Consider the following 19,207-nt stretch of genomic DNA (forward strand, 5'->3'; position numbering starts at 1 on the left):
GGTCACCGCGGACGCCCAGTCACCTGCGGCGCATGCGCTTCGACGACTCGGACGCGAGACGGGCCGCGAACGGTCGCTCGTAAAACTCGCTCCGTTACGGTCACCGCGGACGCCCAGTCACCTGCGGCGCATGCGCTTCGACGACTCGGACGCGAGACGGGCCGCGAACGGTCGCTCGTAAAACTCGCTCCGTGGTGGTTCCCAGAGTTGGATGGTGGGGACACCCCATTGCTCGGCATCCGTTAGGTAACGGTTTTCCGAGAAGGCGGCGCGGTGGCGGACACGCTGCTGGGTTCGCGGACCGTCCGGTGTGCTATCCACGCCGGTCGATAACCTGTTCTGGCACAACGCAATGCACACCGCACCGGTTCTGTCAACCCCCGCGGTTGGCTCGTTGTGGCCCTGACCTGCACAGTTGATCGCGCCGTTACCGAGTCGCATGTTAAACTGTGAACATCGAAAGGGGCACGGGACACATGATTTTTAAGGTCGGAGACACCGTCGTTTACCCCCACCACGGAGCGGCGCTGATCGAAGCTATCGAGACTCGCACCATCAAGGGTGAGCAAAAAGAGTATCTGGTCCTGAAGGTCGCCCAAGGTGACCTGACTGTTCGCGTTCCCGCAGAGAACGCCGAATATGTCGGCGTGCGCGACGTCGTCGGCCAGGAGGGTCTCGACCGAGTCTTCCAGGTGCTGCGTGCGCCGCACACCGAAGAACCGACTAACTGGTCTCGCCGCTACAAGGCCAACCTGGAGAAGCTCGCCTCCGGCGATGTGAACAAGGTGGCCGAGGTCGTTCGCGACCTGTGGCGTCGGGAGCAGGACCGCGGTCTGTCTGCGGGTGAGAAGCGGATGTTGGCCAAGGCCCGTCAGATCCTCGTCGGTGAGCTCGCGCTCGCCGAGGGGACCGATGACGGCAAGGCCGAGACGCTCCTCGATGAGGTTCTCGCCGCGGCTTCCTGACCGTGAAAGTTTCTAACAGCGACGGATCCGTCGTTGCGTTGGTGCCTGCCGCCGGCCGTGGCGTTCGTCTGGGTGAATCGACACCCAAGGCGTTCGTCACGGTCGGCGGCACACCTATGGTCCGGCTGGCCGTCGACGGCCTGATCGCCTCCGGGGCGGTCGACCGGATCATCGTGATAGTCCCCACCGAACTCGTCGAGAGCGCCGTTGCCCTGCTGCCGCCCTCGGAGTCGGTGCGCGTGGTCATCGGCGGCGCCGAGCGCACCGATTCGGTGCGCTGCGGTATCGCCGCCGCGCCGGATGCCGCCCATTTCCTCGTGCACGACGCCGCCCGCGCATTGACCCCGCCCGAGCTGATCGCCCGGGTTGTCGCGGAACTGCGCGCCGGCGCCGAAGCCGTCGTGCCCGCATTGCCGGTGGTCGACACCATCAAATCCGTCGACGCGCGCGGCGAGGTCACCGGTACGCCCGACCGCGCCGGTCTGCGCGCCATTCAGACTCCGCAGGGTTTCGCCGCCGACTTGCTGCGCGCGGCGTATGCCGATGAGCGCCTGCAGGCCACCGACGACGCTGGTCTGGTCGAACTGCTCGGCACCCGGGTGCGCACTATTCCGGGCGACCCCATGGCTTTCAAGATCACCACCCGGCTCGATCTGCTGCTGGCAAATGCCGTGCTCGACGGTGCCCGGACGGTGGGTCTGTCATGAGCATGCGCGTCGGCATCGGCAGCGATGTCCATCCCATCGAAGCGGGCAGGCCGTGCTGGATGGCGGGTCTGCTCTTCGACGGCGACGACGGCTGCGCCGGACATTCCGACGGCGATGTCGCAGCGCACGCCCTGTGTGATGCGCTGCTTTCCGCCGCCGGGCTCGGCGATGTCGGCGCGGTGTTCGGCACCGGACGGCCGGAATGGGCGGGCGTTTCCGGCGCGGCCATGCTCAAAGAAGTGCGAAGGCTCCTTGACGAGGCGGACTTCGAAATCGTCAATGCGGCGGTCCAGGTGATCGGCAATCGGCCGAAGATCGGACCGCGGCGCGCCGAGGCCCAAGAGGTGCTCGGCGAGCTGCTCGGCGCCCCGGTCTCGGTGTCGGGCACCACAACCGACGGCCTCGGGTTGACCGGTCGCGGCGAGGGCATTGCGGCAGTGGCTACCGCCCTGCTACAAGAGTGTCGCTGATCCAGCCTTCGCCGACCTGAGCCGCTCCGTGAACGGCCTTATCTACCAGCTAGGATCGACTTCCGTGACTCTGCGCCTTTTTGACACCGACACGCGGACCATGCGCGATTTCGCGCCACTGGTCCCCGGCCGTGCCTCGGTGTACCTCTGTGGCGCCACCGTGCAGGGGGAACCACATATCGGCCATGTGCGCAGCGGAGTCGCATTCGACGTACTACGGCGCTGGCTGCTCGCCCACGACTACGACGTGTGGTTCATCCGCAATGTCACCGATATCGAGGACAAGATCCTGACCAAGGCCGCCGAAGCGGGCCGGCCCTGGTGGGAGTGGGCGTCCACCTACGAGCGCGCTTTCGACAACGCCTACCAAACCCTCGGCGTACTGCCGCCCTCGGTGGAGCCACGCGCGACCGGCCACATCACCCAGATGATCGATCTGATGCAGCGGTTGATCGAACGCGGACACGCCTATGCCTCGGAGGGCAACGTCTACTTCGACGTGGTCAGCTATCCGGAATACGGCAGCCTGTCCGGACACCGACTCGATGACGTGCACCAGGGCGAGAGCGCCGGTGCGGGCAAGCGCGATCCGCGCGACTTCACGCTGTGGAAGGCCGCCAAACCCGGCGAGCCGACCTGGCCGTCGCCGTGGGGTCCCGGTCGGCCCGGCTGGCATCTGGAATGCTCCGCGATGGCCGAGTTCTACCTCGGCTCCGAATTCGATATCCATTGCGGCGGAATGGATCTGGTCTTCCCGCACCACGAGAACGAGATCGCCCAGTCCAAGGCGGCCGGTGACGGTTTCGCGCAGTACTGGCTGCACAACGGCTGGGTGACCATGGGCGGCGAGAAGATGTCCAAGTCGCTCGGCAATGTGTTGTCGGTGCCGAATGTACTGAAAAAGGTTCGGGCCGTTGAACTTCGGTTCTACCTTGGCAGCGCGCACTACCGTTCGATGCTGGAGTACTCGGATAAGGCGCTCTACGATGCGGCGGCCTCGTATCAGCGCATCGAGGCATTCGTGCATCGGGTGGCCGAGCGGGCCGGTGAGATCGCGGTCGGCAAGTGGACCGATGCGTTCGCCGAAGCGCTCGACGACGATCTGGCAATTCCGCGGGCCCTGGCCGAGGTGCACCGTGTTGTGCACGATGGCAACAAGGCCCTGGAGTCGGGCGCGATCGATGAGGCGGTCGAATTGGCCGGGCAGGTCCGGGCCATGCTGAATATCCTCGGCGTCTGCCCGTTCGACCCGCAGTGGTACAGCCCACAGGACAATTCCGTCGCGCTCGATGCCCTGGACGTCCTGGTGCGCGCCGAACTCGACCGCCGCCAACAGGCGCGCGCCGCGAAGGACTGGGCCAGCGCCGATGCGGCGCGGGACCGGTTGCAGGCCGCCGGAATCGAAGTGACCGATACCGCAAAGGGTCCGGAATGGTCGCTGGGTGCGGCACAGCATTCGCCGGGCGCGGTGCAGCGTGGAAAGGCGAACTGATGGCAGGTAATTCGCAGCGTCGAGGCGCGATTCGCAAGGGCGGCAGCAAGAAGGGCGCGGTCGTCGGCTCGGGTGGACAGCGTCGGCGCGGTCTGGAACCGCGCGGTGCGACCCCGCCCGCAGAGGCGCGCACCAAACATCCCGCCGCCAAGCGCGCGGCCGCCAAGGCGAAGGCCACGGCTCAAGGTAGGCCGGGTCCGCGCGGTGGCGCTCGCCCGGCCGGACGCAAGAGCGACGACGGTCCGGAGATGGTGCTCGGCCGCAATCCGGTCGTCGAATGTCTGCGTGCGGGTGTGCCCGCGACCGCGCTGTACGTCGCGGTGGGCACCGAGAACGACGACCGGCTCACCGAAAGTGTGAAGATTGCCGCAGATGCGGGCATTTCGATCCTCGAGGTACCGCGCACCGATCTGGATCGGTTGAGTGCCAACGGACTGCATCAGGGTGTTGCGCTGCAGGTGCCGCCGTATCGGTACGCGCATCCGGATGATCTGGTTGCGCGGGTCCAGGATTCGGCCGAACCCGCGCTGCTGGTGGCGCTGGACAATATTTCCGATCCGCGCAATCTCGGTGCCGTGATCCGTTCGGTGGCCGCCTTCGGCGGACAGGGTGTGCTGATTCCGCAGCGGCGCAGCGCGAGCGTTACCGCGGTGGCCTGGCGGACCAGTGCCGGTGCCGCGGCCCGGCTTCCGGTCGCCCGCGCGACGAATCTCACTCGCACACTGAAGGATTGGGCGTCGCAGGGGTTCCAGATCGTCGGACTCGACGCGGGCGGTGACACCATCCTCGATGATTTCGACGGCAGCATTCCCACCGTGGTCGTGGTCGGCTCAGAGGGGAAAGGCCTGTCCCGGCTGGTTCGTGAGACCTGTGATTCGATCCTCGGCATCCCGATGGCGGGTCCGGTGGAATCGTTGAACGCTTCCGTGGCGGCGGGCGTCGTACTCTCCGAGATCGCGCGTCAGCGCCGCGCCTGAGCACCGGAAGTCGGTCGCGAGGGCAAATCAGCCGCCGGGGTTGAACCGCAAATCGACTCCGGCCCCGTAGAATTCGACTCGTGGTCATCCCGAACCAGGCTCCCCAGGAGACGATCGAGCATCCGCACGCGACGGCGGTGCTGGCGCTCGGTGCGGCGAGTCTGTTCTGCTGCGGTGTGCTGGGACCGGTGGCCTGGGCGCTCGGCAGACGCGCGCTCGACCAGATCGAGGAGTCCCACGGCGGTTACAGCGGCCGCGCCCAGGTGCTGGTCGGCTATGTCCTCGGCGTTATCGGCACGATCCTCATGGTCTGCATGGCGATCGTCTTCCTGCTCATCCTGGTCGGTGGCCGCGCGTAACCAAGCGGGTCAATCCAGGCTGGGCCGTTGCTTGTCGCCATTGCTGTCCCAGGCCGGCCATTCCTCGCTGATGCTGCCGGTCCAATTGGGCTGGCGGCGATCCCGGAAGGCCGCCATCGCCTCACCGCCGTCGATGCTCTTGCCGACGTGCTCGTTCAGATCGGTCTCCAGCTGACCGACCATGGCCGGGCTCATGCCGAGGCTCTCCCATAGGAGCCGCTTCGACAGGGCCACCGGCAGCGGCGCCGCACCGTTCGCGATGTCATGGGCGATGGCGAGTGCCGTCGGCAGCACTTCGCCCGCGGGCAGGCAGCCATTGGCCAGGCCCATGGCCTTGGCCTCGTCGCCGTCGAAGGTGCGACCGGTCAGCATGATGTCGGCGGCATTGGCCATGCCGACCAGCCGCGGCAGCGTCCAGTGCGCGTAGCCGTCGGCGAGTACCCCGCGACGCACCTGATTGAGTCCGTAGACGGCGTCCTGTGCCATATACCGCAGATCGCACTGCAGGGCCAGCGCGAGTCCGATCCCGACCGCATGCCCGTTCACCGCCGCGATCACCGGTTTGCGCACCCGCCACGGCGCCGGTTCGATGGTCGCGCTGACCTCGCCGACCCGGTGGGATAGATCCGCACCCGCGCAGAACGCGGGCGCCGTACCGGTAATGACGACCGCGCGAATCGCATCCTCGACATCGCAACGCTGCAGTGCCGCACTCAATTCGGCGGCCATGGCCGGGGTGACGGCATTCTGCTGTGCGGGTCTGTTGAGCGTGAGGACGGCGATGCCCGCGGAGACATCGACGAGCAATTCCGAACTCATGTCACTGGATGGTAGTCGTGTTGTCGGCCGCGCGGGCGCGGCCTGTTCGCGGCCCCTGGTGTGCGGGGGCCTCGCATTCGCTCGTCCAAGCGCAAGAGACTGATGACGGACTGCGTCCGGCAGCGTTCGATGGGCGCGGCTGACCCTTTCGAGCGACCTGCAAGCAGTCGCTAGCGGCGCCGTCGAGACTCGCGACTTCGTGGCATGCGCTTAGACGACTCGGCTGTGTTCGATAGCCGCGCCTGCGGCGCGGACGCGAGACGGGCCGCGAACTCCTCGCTCGTAAGACTCGCTCCACGGTGGTCCGGTGTCGCCGTGCGCGCTTGTTCGCTTGCCATGTGCCGCGATCAGGCCCGCAACACATGGCGGCCGATGGCGTACTTGTGCACCTCGGTGGGGCCGTCGTAGAGACGGAAGGCGCGCATGTCGCGGAAGATCATTTCGACCACCGTCTCATCGCTGATGCCGATGCCGCCGAGCACCTGTACGCAGCGGTCGGCGACCTTGAACAGCTCCTCGGAGACGTAGGCCTTCGCGATCGAGCTCTCGTGCCTGGCCTTCTCGCCCTGGTCCATCAGCCAGCAGGCATGCCAGATGGTGAGGCGGCACTGGTGCAGTGCGATCTCATTATCGGCCAGCATGAACGAAACGCCCTCGTGGTCGCCGATCGGCTTGCCGAAGGCGGTGCGGGTCCTGGCGTATTCGACGGCGATGGACTGTGCGCGTTCGGCCGCACCGAGCCAGCGCATGCAGTGGGTGAGCCGGGCCGGGGCCAGTCGCAGCTGGGCGTAGCGCAGCGCCTGACCGGTCTCGCCGAGCAGCGCGTCCTTGGACAGCACCAGATTCTCGAAGCGCACCACACCGTGACCGCCGACGTAATTGCGGTCCATGGTGTTCATGGTGCGTTCGATGACGATGCCGGGCCGGTCGCCCTCGGTCAGGAACAGCGTCGGGCCCTCGGGCACATGCGGGTTCGGTGCGACGCGCGCCATGATGATCCAGGTCTTCGCGCCGTCCGCGCCGGTGATGAGCCATTTGCGGCCATTGATGGTGAAGTTCTCGCCGTCGAAGACGGCCTCGGTGGCCAGCTGATTCGGGTCCGAACCCGCGCCGTCCGGTTCGGTCATCGCGAAAACGGTGCGGCGGTGTCCGGCGACCGCGGGTGCGAGGTGACGCTCGACCTGTTCCGGGTTGGCGATCTTGGAGAGCAGGAACATATTGCCCTCGTCGGGCGCGGCGCAGTTCATGGCGACCGGTCCGAGGGTGGACCAGCCCGCCGCCTCGTAGATCACGGCCTGCTCGATATGGGTGAGGCCACGACCGCCGAGGGCTTCTGGGGCCTGCACGGTCAGCAGTTTTTCCGCGCGGGCCAGCTCGACGAGTTCCTGGCGCAATTCGTCGGTGGGGCCGTGCGAGGTGAGTCGCGGATCGCGCTCGAAGGGGATGATCTTGTCGATGACGAACTGGCGGACCCGGTCGCGTTCGGCGGCGAGTTCGGCGGGAATCGTGAAGTCGATCATTGGTCACCATTCGTTCGATGGGGCGCGTGGGTCGAGCATACGAAACCGGGGGCATCCGACTGAAGGCGACTGCCATCAAACGGTTGCTACGGCCGACTAGAGCCTTGCTGAACTGCGCTGATAGCTGATGTCAGCGCGGGCCGATCAGGTGTCAGCGCACTGTCAGCGCGGCGGGAGATCGTTCGGTCATTCGAGGAGCCACTCGACGAAAACCCGATGAGGAGAACCGCCATGATGACCGTCGCCGCCGTCGCCCAACTGCTGATCGCTCTCGCTTTCGTCAGCATTCCGCTGGTCCGCCACCGCTACGGAGCCGACGCCCAGGCCGCCGCCGATGTCGAGCTGGCCCGTCAGGGTGTGCGCCCCGGTGTTCTCGCGGAGAACGGTATGCGGTTCGACGCCGGTGGCCACGAGACCTGGGCCCCGGTCGGGATCGCGCTGGTGATGACCGCGATGGCCGTACTGAATCTGGCGGGCAACGACTGGGGCCGGACACTGTCGTGGGTCTTCCAAGTGCTGGTGCTGCTCGGCAATGTCGCGATTTTGTACAGCAACCTGACCGCCGCCAAGAGCGTCCAGGCCGCCTTCACGCGCACGGGTGACCCGGAACTGGCTCGCATCGACGCCCAGCGCTTCCTCGACGTAGCCGAAGCCGCCTTCCCCCGCTGGGTGACCCCGTACCTGCAGAACCTGCGCCACGTCATCGTCTTCGGCGGTTCGATAGTGGTCCTGATCGCCCTGTTCACGGTCTGATCCACCGCCCACCGGCCAGGTGCTCGCCAAGTGCGGGCACCTAATTCGCGCGTTGCCATCCCGTACTTTCCGCGTGCGCTATGCCAGGAGTCCGTGCGCGCCACGCACGGCCGGCCCCGTGCGTGGCGAGCAACAAAGCGCGGCACTGGCTCGGGTCGGTGAGCGGGAGTCAGTGGGCGCGGGCCGCCTGACGGCGTCGGGGACCGAGAAGACGACAGACCAGGTAGATCAGGAACGAGATGGTGGTGACGAAGGTGGAGACCGGGACGCCGGGCGCGAGCGACAACAGGATGCCGCCCACCGCCGCCGTTTCCGCGAACACCACCGCGAGCACCGTGGCGCGCACCGGATTCGCGGTCAGCTGCGCCGCCGCGGCCGCAGGCGTGATGAGCAGGGCGAGCACCAGCAGCGCGCCGACGATCTGCACACCGAAGGCCGCGGTAATGCCGAGCATGACCGCGAACACCACCGAAAGCGCCCGCACCGGAACCCCGCGGGCGAGTGCGACTTCGGGATCCGAACTCGCGAAAAGCAGCGGCCGGTACACCACCGCGAGTACGGCGAGCACCAAAACGGTGCAGGTCAGCAGCAGTGCCAGCCCGTTGTAGCCGACGCTGACCACCTGACCGGTCAGCAGCGAGAATTTCGATCCGGCGCGTTCGGGACCGAGCCACAGGAACAGCACCGAGAGTCCGAGTCCGAACGACAGCACCACCGCGATCACCGAATCGCGTTCTCTGGCTTTGGTACCGAGCAGGCCGAACAGCACCGCCGCCACCACCGAGCCGACGATCGCGCCCAGCCCGACCCCGATTCCGGCGAGCAGCGCGGCAGCCGCACCGGTCAGCGAGAGTTCGCTCGTGCCGTGTACCGCGAACGACATCTGCCTGCTGATGATCAGCGGACCGATCACACCGGCCAGCAGTCCGAGCAGCGCGGCCGCGAATACCGCCTGCTGCACGAAGGAATACGAGAGCAGGTCCGCGGTGGTGGTGAAGTCGAACATCTTCAAGACGACATCGGAGAGCTTGTCGTTCACGAACGGACCCCGGCCGATTCGGGCAGCTCATCGGAAAGCGTTGCGCAGTGCTGGGCACCGGCCGCACCGAGCGCGTCCATGGTGTCACCGGTGCCGACGACGACCAGCCGCCCGCGCACCCGCAGCACGTCGACCTCGGTCTGGTACAGCTCCGAGAGCACGGCAGAGGTCATCACCTCGTCCGGCGTGCCGATCCGGAACTTCCCGTCGACCAGATACAGCACCCGATCCACCAGCGGCAGAATGGGATTGATCTCGTGCGTCACGAAAAGCACTGCGGTGTCATGGGTTCGTCTGCGTCGATCGATCAGTTCCGAAACCAACCGCTGATTCGCCAGATCGAGGCTCAGCAGCGGTTCATCGCAGAGCAGCACCTTGGGATCGCCGACCAACGCCTGTGCGACCCGCAGCCGCTGCTGCTCGCCGCCGGACATGGATTCCAGTGGCGCATAAGCGAATTTCTCCGCGCCCACATCGGCGATGGCCGCACGGACCTTGCGCTTGCGCTCGGCGCGACGCCGCAGTCCGAGGCCCCAGCGGTGCCCGTCGACGCCGAGTCCGACCAGATCGACCCCGCGCAGCTGCACACCGGCATCGATCGTCTTCTGTTGCGGCACATAGCCGATATCGGGATTGCCTGCCCGTGCGGGCCCACCCGCGATATCGGCGGTGCCGGAGCTGAGCGCGAGCTGACCGAGCAGCACCTTCAGCAGTGAGGTCTTCCCGGATCCGTTCGGCCCGAGAACCGCGACGAATTCACCAGCCGCGATCTCGAGATCCAGTCCTTGCCAAAGCTTGCGTTCGCCGAAGGACAGGCTGGCGGAATCGAGTTTTACGGCGGCTGAGCGGATATCGGGCCGCCGCTCCACCTTGTCGGTGTCGTCGGTGGTCAGTGTGGCTCCCATTATCATGCGATTTCGATCAGGCCAGCGCCGCGGCCAGGGCCTGGGCGTTCTTGGTCTGCCACTGAATGTAATCCACACCGTCGGGCAGCGTTTCGGTCACCTCGATGATGGGTAGACCGTTCGACTGCGCGAGCGTCCGCAAATCCTTGGTGATCTTGTCCTCGGTCTGGATGTTGTAGATCAGCGCGCGAACCTTCTTGCCGGTCAGCAGGTCCTGGGTGGCGGCGACGGCGGCGGGAGCCGGATCGGTCTCCTGCTCGATCGCCTCCTGGAATTCGTGCGGGGTCAGATCCTGGGTTCCAGCGGCGACCAGCAGGTAGTGCGCCAGCGGTTCGGTCTGCAGCACCGGGGTCTTCGGGTGCTCGCCCGCGATCTTGGTGGCGACTGCGGTGATCGCGGTCAGCTGGCTCTTGAACGCGGCGGCGCGGTCGGCGTAGGCGGCGGCGTGGGCGGAGTCGATCTCGCCGAGGGTGCTCGCGATCCGGTCGGCGACCGTGCTCACCGTGCCGATGTCGTAGAAGACGTGCTCGTTCTCGTCGCTCTTGTCGGTCCGGGATTCGAATGCGTCGACGGTGCGCTTGTCCTTGCCCTGGATCGCCTTCTCGATGAACTCGTCGTAGCCGCCGCCGTTGAACACGACCAGATCGGCATCGCTGATCTCGGCCGATTCCACGGCCGAGGTCTCGTGCGAATGCGGATCGGCGGCGGGGTCGGTGATCAGCGCGGTCACCGAGGCATCCGGGCCCGCGATGGTTGCCGCGATATTGCCCCAGACATTGGTGGACGCGACGACGCTCGGCTTATCCGAATCCTTCGAACTCCCGCATGCGGTGAGGGCCACAGTGGTGGCTACCCCCACGGCGATACCTGCGAATCTGATGGCAATCCGTGTGCTCACGCGCGGGGTACTCCTGGCAGTGCGGCAGATCTGAGCGTGCTCTAGATCATAATGGAAATCGTTACCATTTGAACTGTAGCAGTAGGCCGGGTTCGGCACGAGTCGATGTTCGCCGCGTCACTTCGACGCCGGATACGGTCCGGGCCCGCGAACCGATCGGTTCGCGGGCCCGGAACTGTGTGGCGGTCGGCTCAGACGAACGCTTCCACCGGCTTACCCAACAGCTGTGCACAACGCAGCAGGCCGAGATGGCTGTATGCCTGTGGATGGTTGCCGAGTGAGCGTTCGGCGACCGGGTCGTACTCCTCACTGAGCAGACCAGTCGGTCCGGCGACATCGACCAGCTGCGCGAACAGCGCCTCGGCATCCGAGCGCTTACCGATCAGCAGATACGCCTCGACCAACCAGGCCGCGCACAGGTGGAAGCCGCCCTCGCCGCCGGGCAGGCCGTCGTCGTGGTGGTAGCGGTACACCGTCGAGCCGCTGCGCAGCTCCGCCTCGGTGGCGACGACCGTCGCCGCGAAACGTGGGTCCGACGGGTCGATCAGTCCGCTGAGGCCGATGTGCAGGGTGGCCGCGTCCAGATCGGTGCCGTCGTAGGCAGCAGTGTAGGACTGGACGTCGTCGTTCCAGCCCTTGGACTTCACCTCGTCGGCGATGGTGTCGCGCAACGTGATCCACAGCGGATCGATCTGACGCTGGAACCGCTGCGCGAGGGTGATCGCCCGGTCCACGGTCAGCCAGCCCATCACCTTCGAGTACACGTGGTGGCGCGGGTTGCCGCGGATCTCCCAGATGCCGTGGTCGGGTTCCTGCCAGCGCCGCTGCACCGCGGAGACCATGGCGTGCACCAGTTCCCAGTCGGCGTCCGGCAGCGACTTGGCCGGATCGGTCAGTCCCTTCGCCTCGCGACCGTGCGCCAGCGATGCGATCAGATCGACGATCGGACCGAAAACATCCAGCTGCACTTGCATATTCGCGGCGTTGCCGACGCGGACCGGACGCGAACCCGCATAGCCGGGCAGCTGATCGATCGATGCCTCGGGCGGCAGGGTTTCGCCGTAGAGCGTGTACAGCGGGTGCAGGCGCTCCGGACCGGGCAGCGTCTCCAGGACCCGGTGCACCCAGCCGAGGAACTCCTCGGCCTCGGTCAGCGAGCCGAGCGAAACCAATGCCTGCGCGGTCAGCGAGGCATCGCGCAGCCAGCAGTAGCGGTAGTCCCAGTTACGTACGCCGCCAATGTCTTCCGGCAGCGAGGTAGTGGCAGCGGCCAGGATCGAACCCGACGGCGCGTGCACCAGACCGCGCAGCGTGAGAGCCGAACGCTTCATCAGATCCGGTTTCAGCGGCGGCAGTTGCAATTTGGCCGCCCACTTGGACCAGTAGTCCTCGGCATCCCTGCGCCGCTCCGGTTCGCTGACCATGGTGGGCGCGAGATCCTGCGTGCCGCAGCGCATTTCCAGCACGATCGGGCCGCGGGACGGATCGACGACGGCGCGCGCGGAGCTGTGCATACCGTCGGAGTGGATCTGCCAGTGCACACCGGGGGAGCGCAGCACCATCGGATCATTGGTGCCGACTACGCGCAGTCCGTTCGATTCGATTTCGATGCTGACCGGTACCTGACCGAATTCCGGTCGGGGCGCGAAGGTTACGACGGCCTTCGCATCGCCGGTGATCACCCGGGTCAGGTCGGTGCGGGTGGGGGCCACATCGTGCGGCAGGTAGTCCACCACTTGCAGCTTGGCCCAGCGGGTTTCGACGGTCATGGTGCCGTCGATGTAGCGCTGCGACAGCGGCAGGCCCGGACGTTCCGGCTCGATGGTGAAGTGTCCGGCCTGCGGTCCGCCGAGCAGATGGGCGAATACCGCGGCCGAATCGGGCTCGGGGTGGCAGAACCAGGTGACGGTCGCGTCGGGTGTGAGCAGCGCCACCGAGCGCGGACTGGCCAGCATGCTCAGCCGCTCGATGCGCGGCGCGCTCGCCCCTGCCAACCAGGTGCGCCGTTCCTCGAGCAGGAAGGCCAGCGCCCAGGACACCGCCTCGGTGCTGTCCACCCGGTATTTGGCCAGGCTCTCGCCGTCGCCGACCTTGATGCCGACATCCGGGCCGGACAGCATGCGGAAGGCCTTCTCGTCGGTGACGTCGTCGCCGAAGAACACCGCGGCCGACGCGCCCTCCTGATGCCGGACGGTATCGAGCGCGACGCCCTTATCCGTCTGGATCACCGCGAGCTCGATAACCGATTTACCCTCGGTCACCTGCACGCCGACCCAGCAGGCCGCACCCTGGCGCACCGCCTTGAGTGCGCGCAGCCCGATTTCCGGACTCGCATTGCGCACATGCAGCGCGACGCTGGCCGGTTTGATCTCGACGCTGGCGCCGGGATTTTCCGCGGCGATCTGGGTCAGGCTGGTCTGGACTTCGACCAGCAGTTGTTTGGCGTCATTGTCGATGGCGTGCACGAAACCCACATCGAATTCCGAACCATGACTACCGATAAGTTGCACCTCGACCGGAAGTCGCGACAATGCGGCGAGATCTCGCAGGGCACGGCCGGAGATCACGGCGGCGGTCGTTCCGGTGAGACCGGCAAGCGCTCGTAGCGCGCTTACCGATTCCCGATGTGGAAATGCTTTCGCCGGGTCGGACACGATGGGTGCGATCGTCCCGTCGTAGTCCGATGCGACCAAAAGCCGTGGCACGCGCGCGACCGTCGACAGTGCACGGCGAAGTTCCAGTGGCAGATCCTGTGCGCTCACGCATCCAACCTAGTGATCGGAGGAGTTTTTTCGGGGGCACGCGTGACAATACTGTGTTGAATTTGCCGCACCGAAGCGCGCCGCGTGGCGTGCGCATGATTGCGCACGCGTCTAGCCGCCCCGTATTGGATCTGCCCAGCTGACGCGTTTTTACACAACCGCCAGCGTGAGCAGGCGCACGTAGGACGATCCGATTGATGCTGCCGACAGGCCCGGTCGATTTGCCGGGCATGAGCTGATCGGTGCTGGCTACCGGCTGACCTTTCGAGCGACCTGCAAGCAGTCGCTAGCGGCCGCCGTTGTCGCCGAGCAGCAGATCCACGGTGAGTTCCAGTCGCTCGGTCACATCGGTGGCCGAGGCGCGTCTGGTCAGCCAGGCGACCAGATTCGACAACCAGACATCGCTGATGACCCGCGCGATCGCCAACTGGCGTTCGGTGGGCTCGCCGTCATTCATGGCCCTGGCGAATACCCGGTCCATCACCTTGCCGACCCGGTCGACCTCCGCGGCGGCCGAGGCATCGGCGAACATGAACGCGCGCGTCATCGCCTCGGTGAGCAAGGGGTCGCGCTGCATCATTCGGGTGATCTGGGTCAGCAGCAGATGCATGCGCTCGTTCGGCGTCTGGCCGGCAAGTGGTTTGCGTTTGCCCTCGATCTGCTCGAATTCCCGCGACAGCGCGGAAACGAGCAGATGCACCTTGGACGGGAAGTATCGGTACAGCGTGCCGACCGCGACGTCGGCGCGTTCGGCCACCGCGCGCATCTGCACCGCGTCGTAACCACCCTTGGAGGCCAGTGCGAGCGTCGCGTCCAGAATTCGCTTACGCCGTTCCCGCTGCGCGGCCGAGCTGAGCTCGTCCTCGCTCAGCGTCGTGACCGTCGCGGTGGCCGATGCTTGCCCGGCCGCATTCGAATCGGCTGGCTGCGATCGGGAGGGACTGGCCATTGATGAGAGTCCTTTCCTGCATTCCGGCAACGGGCATCGGTCGTCTCTTGACTTCCGCCCAGCTAGGATATTAGAACATGTTCTAGGTGTGGGAGTCACGCCGGAAAGGCGGTACGGACTGTGACCATCGCCACCACTGACGAGCATAAAGCCGTTCAGGAGTCGATGCGCGGATGGGCCGGATCGGTACGTCCTATTGCAACAATGCGGGACGAGCCGACGGACTTCTGGCGCGCATATTGGCCGGGGTTGGCGGACTTCGGAATTTTCCGGGTCGCCATTGCCGAAGCGGCAGGCGGCCACGGTGGATCGGTCGCCGACCTGGCGGTATTGGTCGAGCAGGCGGCGCACGATCTGGTCGGTGGGCCGGTGCTGTCCACCGCATTGGCGAACCTGGTCACCGCGGGCGCGCTCGCCGAGGATATGCCGTGCGGGGTCGCGCTCGACTTCGTTGTCGGGGACGTGGTGAGCGTACCGGTCGCATCCGATGAGTTGTTGCTCACGGGTGTCTGGGAATCGGTGCTCGGCGCTGCATCGGGCACCTCGGTGCTGTTGCCGGTGCAGACGCCGGATGGGTTGCGCTGGTGCGTGATCGGGCCCGATGCCGAGGGTCTGCGCATCGAGGCGCTGGCACCCGCTGACCCGAGTACGCCACTGGCGCGTGTGCACTGCGCCGAGGTGCGAGTGCCTGCGGACCGGGTGTTCGAGTCGCCGCATGCGGTGGAAGATCTTCTCGCGGTACTGGTTTCGGCCGAGCTCGCCGGTGTGGCGGGCTGGTGCCTGGAGACCGCCGTCGAATACGCGAAGGTGCGTGAGCAATTCGGGCGCAAGATCGGCTCTTTCCAAGCGCTCAAACACATTTGCGCGTGGATGCTCTGCCGGGCCGAACTGATCCGTTCCGTCGCGGCCGATGCCGCGGCCGCGGTCGACGAGGGCGGTGCGGAACTGCCCATCGCGGCCGCCATCGCCGCCGCGATCTCGCTGGACGCTGCGGTCGAGACCGCCAAGGACTGCATTCAGGTGCTCGGTGGCATCGGTTTCACCTGGGAGCACGACGCGCACTTCTACCTGCGCCGGGCCACCGCACTGCGGCAACTGCTCGGTGGATCGTCGCGCTGGCGGGCCAGGGTCACCGAACTGACCAGGGCCGGGCAGCGTCGGACCACGGGTGCGGACCGGGTCTTCGCCTCTGCGGCGCGAGCGACGGCCCCGGAGGAGGCAGCGGAGCGTAACCACGGAGGGGCCCCGGAGCGCCGCGAATCGAACACAGCCGGGGTCCGGGTCGATGACAGCAATGCGAACGAGCTGGCCGCCGAGGTGGCCGCGATCGCCGCGCTGCCTGCCGATCAGCGGCGCAATGCGCTGGTCGACGCCGGGCTCGCCATGCCGCACTGGCCCGCACCGTACGGGCGCGGCGCGAATCCCATGACGGGCCTTGTGATTTCGGAGGAGCTGCGGCGCGCGGGCCTGGAGTCGCCGGATCTGACGATCGGCGGCTGGGCCATTCCGACCCTGCTGCAGCACGGCACCCAGGAGCAGATCGACCGCTTCGCGTGGCCGACGCTGCGCGGCGAGGTGGTCTGGTGTCAGCTGTTCAGTGAGCCGGAGGCCGGTTCGGATCTGGCCGCGCTGCGCACCACCGCCAAGAAGGTCGACGGCGGTTGGGTGCTGCGCGGACAGAAGGTGTGGACGTCGCTGGGTGATCGGGCGAATTGGGCGATCTGCCTGGCCCGCACCGATCCGGCCGCACCGAAGCACCGCGGTATCAGCTACTTCCTCGTCGATATGCGCAGCGCCGGACTCGAGGTGCGTCCGCTGGTGCAGATCACCGGGGAGGCGCGGTTCAGCGAGGTCTTCCTCGACGATGTGTTCGTGCCCGACGACGGTCTGGTCGGCGCGCTGAACAACGGCTGGAAGATCGCTCGCTCGACCCTGTCGACCGAACGAGTCGCCATGGGCGGCAACGGGATCGGGCCGGTGCTGGAGGAGCTCATCGCCAAACTGCCCGCCACCGGGCCGGGTGCGGAGCTATTGAACGATCGGCTCGGCGGCTTCGTCGCCGATGCGATCGCTGGACTGTTGCTGGAACAGCGTGCCGCGGTTCGGATGCTGGCGGGCGGTGATCCGGGAGCGCAGAGCAGTGTGCGCAAGCTCGTCGGTGTCCGGCACCGCCAGGCCGTGGCCGAATTTGCGGTGGAAACGGCAGGTCCAACCGGTGCGCAGGACTCAGAGGTGGTAAAAGAGTTCCTGCTCACGCGCTGTTTGTCGATTGCTGGTGGAACCGAGCAGATTCTGTTGACCGTGGCCGGTGAGCGAATCCTCGGACTGCCTCGCGACACCGACAGCTAGTCGACCAACCAACTGGGAGTAAAGCGTGGACTTCACCCGGGACGAGGGCCAGGATGCCGTGGCCGAGGTCGTCGTGAGTTTGCTGGAGCGTGAATCGGCACGCGATATCGAGCTGTGGCCGAGTCTGATCGAGACCGGACTGCTCTCGCTCGCGCTGCCGGAGCGGTTCGGCGGTGACGGTATGGGCTTGGCGGAGGTCTCGGTCCTGTTGACCGAACTGGCCGCCGAGGCGGTGGCCGTGCCCGCCCTGCCGACCCTCGGCTTCGGCCTGCTGCCGTTGCTGGCCGGATTGCCGGACACCGTCGCCGAGCGGGTCTATTCGGAGGTCGCCAAGGGCGCGGTGCTCACCGCCGCGCTCAGCGAGCGCGCGAATCCGTTCGTGCTCGAGCCGGAGACCACCGCGGTTTCCGATGGGGACACCGTGCGCATCACCGGTCACAAGGTGGCGGTGCCGTATGCGGAGCAGGCGCGTTGGCTCTTGATTCCGACGAATTCCGGTATCGCACTGGTTGATTCGGATTCGACGGGGCTCACGCTGACGCCGTCACCGGCTTCCGGCGGGATTCCGGAATGTTCGGTGCGCCTGGACCAGGTCGAGATTCCGGCCGAGCAACTGCTGCCCGGCGGCGTCGGTGAACTGCACCGGTTGGCCATCGCATCGATCGGCGCGACCGCGGACGGACTGCTCAAAGGTGCGCTTGTGCTCACCGCCGAGCACCTGCGGACCCGGCGGCAGTTCAATCGGCCGCTCGCCGAATTCCAGGCCGTCGCACAGCAGATCGCCGATGTGTACGTCGTCTCGCGGACCTTGCATGCCGCCGCCGTTTCGGCGAGCTGGGCACTGGCACAGTCCGATTCGACGCCGCTGCATCAGGAGCGCATCGATGACGACCTCGATGTGCTCGCCTACACCGTGGCCTCGGAACTGCCCGCCGCCATGCAGAAATGCCATCACCTGCACGGTGGTCTCGGGGTCGATGTGACCCACCCGATGCACCGCTACTTCTCGCAGGCCAAGGACATCGCCCGCTGGCTCGGCGGCGAATCGTTCCGACTCGATCGATTGGGGGCCAGATGTTCATCGATCTGACCGCGGAGCAGCGCAAGCTGCGCGATGAATTGCGGTCGTACTTCGCCGATCTCGTGACTCCCGAGGAGGAGGCCGAGATGGCGATCAACCGCCACGGTGACGCCTACCGCGCGGTGGTGCGCCGGATGGGTGCGGACGGTTGGCTCGGTGTCGGTTGGCCGAAGGAGTTCGGCGGCCAGGGTTTCGGGCCGATGGAACAGCAGATCTTCTTCAATGAGGCGGTGCGCGCGGATGTTCCGCTGCCGCTTGTCACCTTGTTGACGGTCGGGCCGACGCTGCAGAGTTTCGGCACCGACGCGCAGAAGGCGAAGTTCCTGCCCGGAATCCTTTCCGGCGATATCCATTTCGCGATCGGCTACTCCGAACCGGAGGCGGGCACCGACCTCGCCGCGCTGCGCACGAGTGCGGTGCGCGACGACTCCGGCGATTGGATCGTCAACGGGCAGAAGATCTTCACCACCGGTGCGCATGAGGCCGACTATGTCTGGCTGGCCTGCCGCACCGGCTCGGTCGAATCGCGGCACCGGGGCATCACGATCCTGATCGTGGATACCACCGATCCCGGCTACTCCTGGACACCGATCATCACCTGCGATGGTGCGCACCACACCAACGCCACGTATTTCGACAATGTCCGGGTGCCCGCCGACATGCTGGTGGGCGAGGAGAACAAGGGGTGGCGACTGATCACCACCCAGCTCAACCACGAGCGGGTGAGCCTCGGCCCGTCCGGCAAGATCGAACAACTCTACGACCGGGCGCGCGAATGGGCCCAGTCGCGCGGTGTGCTCGCCGAGGCCGATGTGCGCCGCTCGCTCGGTCGCATCCACGCCATGGTGCGGCTCAACGAACTGTTGAACTGGCAGGTCGCGGCGACCGTCGACGGTGACCAGGCCACCGTGATCGCCGATGCCTCGGCAACCAAGGTGTATTCCACCGAATCGCTGCAGGAGGCGGGCCGGTTGGCCGAGGAGATCGTCGGGCATTACGGCGATCCGGCCGATCCGGACACCGCCGAATTGCTGACCTGGCTGGACCGCAGAACCAAACAGAATCTGGTGGTGACCTTCGGCGGCGGCGTCAATGAGGTGATGCGCGAACTGGTCGCCTCCTCCGGGCTGAAACTGCCTCGGGTACCTCGATGAATCCGCGC

The 19,207-nt window shown here is 66.5% G+C and carries 17 protein-coding genes; 10 read left to right on the forward strand and 7 right to left on the reverse strand.

The window, feature by feature from the left end; genetic code table 11:
* Positions 1–476 precede the first annotated feature (476 nt).
* The 6 genes from carD (at position 477) to ACFYOW_RS35850 (ending at position 4,970) form a co-directional block, all read left to right on the forward strand.
* Entirely contained in the window at positions 477–965 is a 489-nt protein-coding gene (carD, locus tag ACFYOW_RS35825) for an RNA polymerase-binding transcription factor CarD (RefSeq protein ID WP_011206964.1), read from the forward strand.
* Positions 966–967: 2 nt separating this feature from the next.
* On the forward strand, positions 968–1,672 hold the full coding sequence (ispD, locus tag ACFYOW_RS35830) for a 2-C-methyl-D-erythritol 4-phosphate cytidylyltransferase (protein WP_387294479.1): 705 nt from the start codon (positions 968–970) through the stop codon (positions 1,670–1,672).
* Between the two features lie 2 nt (positions 1,673–1,674).
* The gene (ispF, locus tag ACFYOW_RS35835; RefSeq protein WP_062990256.1) at positions 1,675–2,142 is read left to right on the forward strand and encodes a 2-C-methyl-D-erythritol 2,4-cyclodiphosphate synthase; all 468 of its coding nucleotides are present in this window, start codon (positions 1,675–1,677) and stop codon (positions 2,140–2,142) included.
* A 64-nt stretch (positions 2,143–2,206) separates the two neighbouring features.
* Complete coding sequence (gene cysS, locus ACFYOW_RS35840) at positions 2,207–3,634, forward strand: cysteine--tRNA ligase (RefSeq protein WP_387294480.1); 1,428 nt, start codon at positions 2,207–2,209, stop codon at positions 3,632–3,634.
* Positions 3,634–4,611, forward strand: a complete 978-nt coding sequence (gene rlmB / locus ACFYOW_RS35845; RefSeq protein WP_387294481.1) for a 23S rRNA (guanosine(2251)-2'-O)-methyltransferase RlmB — start codon at positions 3,634–3,636, stop codon at positions 4,609–4,611. Before cysS ends, rlmB begins: the two co-directional genes overlap by 1 nt.
* Before the next feature lie 80 nt (positions 4,612–4,691).
* Entirely contained in the window at positions 4,692–4,970 is a 279-nt protein-coding gene (locus tag ACFYOW_RS35850; RefSeq protein WP_387294482.1) for a DUF4190 domain-containing protein, read from the forward strand.
* A 9-nt stretch (positions 4,971–4,979) separates the two neighbouring features.
* Here ACFYOW_RS35850 and ACFYOW_RS35855 read toward each other — a convergent pair whose 3' ends face one another.
* Together ACFYOW_RS35855 and ACFYOW_RS35860 are read right to left on the reverse strand one after the other, a co-directional pair.
* The gene (locus tag ACFYOW_RS35855) at positions 4,980–5,789 is read right to left on the reverse strand and encodes an enoyl-CoA hydratase/isomerase family protein (protein ID WP_387294483.1); all 810 of its coding nucleotides are present in this window, start codon (positions 5,787–5,789) and stop codon (positions 4,980–4,982) included.
* Between the two features lie 347 nt (positions 5,790–6,136).
* Positions 6,137–7,309 (reverse strand): acyl-CoA dehydrogenase family protein, encoded by a 1,173-nt coding sequence (locus ACFYOW_RS35860; protein ID WP_387294484.1) that lies wholly within the window; start codon positions 7,307–7,309, stop codon positions 6,137–6,139.
* Between the two features lie 231 nt (positions 7,310–7,540).
* Between ACFYOW_RS35860 and ACFYOW_RS35865 the strand changes: the two genes are divergently transcribed.
* On the forward strand, positions 7,541–8,062 hold the full coding sequence (locus tag ACFYOW_RS35865) for a hypothetical protein (RefSeq protein WP_387294485.1): 522 nt from the start codon (positions 7,541–7,543) through the stop codon (positions 8,060–8,062).
* A 169-nt stretch (positions 8,063–8,231) separates the two neighbouring features.
* Here ACFYOW_RS35865 and ACFYOW_RS35870 read toward each other — a convergent pair whose 3' ends face one another.
* From ACFYOW_RS35870 to kstR, 5 genes are all read right to left on the reverse strand, one after another.
* Entirely contained in the window at positions 8,232–9,068 is an 837-nt protein-coding gene (locus ACFYOW_RS35870; RefSeq protein ID WP_387294728.1) for a metal ABC transporter permease, read from the reverse strand.
* A 29-nt stretch (positions 9,069–9,097) separates the two neighbouring features.
* A complete protein-coding gene (locus tag ACFYOW_RS35875) occupies positions 9,098–10,006 on the reverse strand; it encodes a metal ABC transporter ATP-binding protein (RefSeq protein WP_387294486.1) in 909 nt (302 codons plus the stop codon).
* Positions 10,007–10,022: 16 nt separating this feature from the next.
* Positions 10,023–10,904, reverse strand: coding sequence for a metal ABC transporter solute-binding protein, Zn/Mn family (locus tag ACFYOW_RS35880; protein ID WP_387294487.1), 882 nt, complete (start codon positions 10,902–10,904; stop codon positions 10,023–10,025).
* 191 nt (positions 10,905–11,095) lie between these two features.
* Entirely contained in the window at positions 11,096–13,666 is a 2,571-nt protein-coding gene (gene otsB, locus ACFYOW_RS35885; protein WP_387294488.1) for a trehalose-phosphatase, read from the reverse strand.
* A gap of 286 nt (positions 13,667–13,952) precedes the next feature.
* Entirely contained in the window at positions 13,953–14,615 is a 663-nt protein-coding gene (gene kstR / locus ACFYOW_RS35890) for a cholesterol catabolism transcriptional regulator KstR (protein WP_387294489.1), read from the reverse strand.
* A gap of 120 nt (positions 14,616–14,735) precedes the next feature.
* Between kstR and ACFYOW_RS35895 the strand changes: the two genes are divergently transcribed.
* From ACFYOW_RS35895 to ACFYOW_RS35905, 3 genes are read left to right on the forward strand one after another with little or no spacing between them, the layout of a single operon-like run.
* A complete protein-coding gene (locus tag ACFYOW_RS35895) occupies positions 14,736–16,964 on the forward strand; it encodes an acyl-CoA dehydrogenase family protein (RefSeq protein WP_387294490.1) in 2,229 nt (742 codons plus the stop codon).
* 25 nt (positions 16,965–16,989) lie between these two features.
* Positions 16,990–18,054, forward strand: coding sequence for an acyl-CoA dehydrogenase family protein (locus ACFYOW_RS35900; RefSeq protein WP_387294491.1), 1,065 nt, complete (start codon positions 16,990–16,992; stop codon positions 18,052–18,054).
* Complete coding sequence (locus ACFYOW_RS35905) at positions 18,039–19,199, forward strand: acyl-CoA dehydrogenase family protein (protein WP_387294492.1); 1,161 nt, start codon at positions 18,039–18,041, stop codon at positions 19,197–19,199. The genes ACFYOW_RS35900 and ACFYOW_RS35905 overlap by 16 nt, the downstream gene beginning before the upstream one ends.
* Positions 19,200–19,207: the final 8 nt, after the last annotated feature.

Origin of the sequence: Nocardia sp. NPDC006982, assembly GCF_042869435.1 — a bacterium.
Classification (GTDB): domain Bacteria; phylum Actinomycetota; class Actinomycetes; order Mycobacteriales; family Mycobacteriaceae; genus Nocardia.